This window comes from Phycisphaerae bacterium (assembly GCA_012729815.1).
Classification (GTDB): domain Bacteria; phylum Planctomycetota; class Phycisphaerae; order JAAYCJ01; family JAAYCJ01; genus JAAYCJ01.
Genome location: JAAYCJ010000303.1, coordinates 1 through 1,754, shown reverse-complemented (window position 1 = coordinate 1,754; position 1,754 = coordinate 1). Strand labels below are relative to the sequence as shown.

General features: G+C 66.0%; 4 protein-coding genes. 1 reads left to right on the top strand and 3 read right to left on the bottom strand.

The window, feature by feature from the left end; genetic code table 11:
* Together GXY33_19965 and nrfH are read right to left on the bottom strand one after the other, a co-directional pair.
* A partial coding sequence (locus tag GXY33_19965; protein ID NLX07423.1) for a hypothetical protein occupies positions 1–227 on the bottom strand: 227 nt, incomplete at its 3' end.
* Entirely contained in the window at positions 224–769 is a 546-nt protein-coding gene (gene nrfH, locus GXY33_19960; GenBank protein NLX07422.1) for a cytochrome c nitrite reductase small subunit, read from the bottom strand. The genes GXY33_19965 and nrfH, both read right to left, overlap by 4 nt.
* 199 nt (positions 770–968) lie before the next feature.
* On the opposite strand from nrfH, the gene GXY33_19955 reads away from it, so the two are divergent.
* A complete protein-coding gene (locus GXY33_19955; GenBank protein ID NLX07421.1) occupies positions 969–1,316 on the top strand; it encodes a DUF1622 domain-containing protein in 348 nt (115 codons plus the stop codon).
* Positions 1,317–1,503: 187 nt separating this feature from the next.
* Here the strand turns inward: GXY33_19955 and GXY33_19950 are convergent.
* Positions 1,504–1,754 (bottom strand): GrpB family protein (locus GXY33_19950; GenBank protein ID NLX07420.1); only part of this gene is annotated, 251 nt, incomplete at its 5' end.

Below are 1,754 nucleotides of genomic sequence, written 5' to 3'. Positions count from 1 at the left end.
GGATAGTTGCGGCCCCAGACCGCGTTGTCCGGCTCCCATTCGGCGATCGGCTGAACCACCATCGCCGGCCGCTGCGATTCCCAGCGGCGTTCGACGATCGAGAAACCCAGCAGTCCCAGCAGGACGACGATCGCGGCGAACAGCACGACGATGGCGGCGCCCGCCCACAGGGGCAGCGCGGGTCGGCGGCTGGACGGGTCCGGCGGATTCGGCGAGGACGAGGTCATCGGTTCGGTTCTCCTTGTTTGAGCCACTTGAGGCCGGCGTCGGGCAGGCGAGGACGGAGCACGTGCGGCGAGGCCGAGAGACTCTGGACGGCCCCGTGGATGTTTTCGTGGCAGTGCCAGCATTTCCGTTCGGTCGAGGCGGCCAGTCGCACCATCTGGAGCTGGTCGGCGTGGCAGCGGACGCAGTTCCGCTGAACCACCGGGATTGCCCGCTGCGAGAGTTGCAGCACCTGCGGCTCTTTCCGCAGCGAAAAGACGTAGGAATGCTTCATTCCGTCCATTGATTTGAAGGCGAGCTTAGCCACGAGGTTTTCGTGCGGTACGTGGCAGTCGACGCACACCGCGGTTTGGGCGTGGCTGCCGCGTTCCCACGTGGCGTAGGCGTCGGTCATCACGTGGCAGTTGATGCAGGTCCGCGGGTGGTCGGACAGGTAGGATGCGGCGTTGGCCAGGCGGGCCACCACCGCTGCGGTTCCCAGCGCCAGCCCCGCGCAGGCGTAAACCGCGACCTGCCATCGGCGGGATAGGCCCGGCAGGCCCAAGACGCTTCTTGTCCACCCCCAAAAAACTTGAACCCAACTCATGGCCCCAGTGTACCCGGTCGCGTTTCGTTTGGCAAGCGGTCCAGCCGCCTGAAGCTGTGAATCAGGAGCGCGGCGGGTTGACGCCGGACAGGCGTTGGCGTAGAGTGAAGGCGTGGAGTCGGGCGGGCAAAGCCGGTCTCCGAGCAGGGGGTGGATCATGATGGGGCACGTCGAGACGTTCGCTGAGTATTGCGCCGCGGCGCTGGAGTTTTCCGGGGCGGCTGCGATCGTTCTGTTCGCCGCGTATGCGACAGCCCATGCGGTGGTTAGGTTGGTTCGGCGAGAAGAACATGGGGCGCTGTTCAGCGAGTATCGCCACCGGCTGGCGGGAGGGATTCTGCTGGGGCTGGAGTTTCTGGTGGCGGCGGACATCATTCGCACGGTGGCGGTCGAGCTGACGCTGCGGAGCGTGGCGGTGCTGGCGATCATCGTCGGCATCCGGACGTTTTTGAGTTTCACGATCGAGCTGGAGATGACGGGCCGCTGGCCGTGGCAGGGGGGGTAGGGGTCAGGTGAACCAGGAAGAGGGGAGCGGGACGGAGCACGCGGAACACGCGGAGGGAAAGAAGCCAGGGGTCAGTAGTCAGATTGAAGAAGGAAGACTCCGCCGAGGGCGGCGGAGCCACAACAGAAATCTTCTTTCCGCGTGGTCCGCGTGTTCCGTGCTGTTTTGAAGGGAAGTCGATGGTTGGTTAGAGCGGCGATGGTGGCGAGTCGCGGAAAGCTTGGGCGGTGAGGGTTTGGATGAAGTCGTTTTTTTCGGCGTGGTAGCGTTCGCGTTCATGGGCCAGGCGGGCGGCGAGTCGGCGTTTCAGATCGGCGTAGCGGGCGGCGTCGTCGGGATGGCGGCGCAGGTGGTCGCGGAAGGCGAGGCGCTCGCGGACGAAGCGGCAGCCGGCGGGGGCGAGGTGGACGTGGTGGGTGCGGCGGCCGGTGCGGGGGT

Bases quoted from the DNA above. Each gene is read 5' to 3' on its own strand.
- GXY33_19955 (NLX07421.1), top strand. From the start codon at position 969: ATGATGGGGCACGTCGAGACGTTCGCTGAGTATTGCGCCGCGGCGCTG.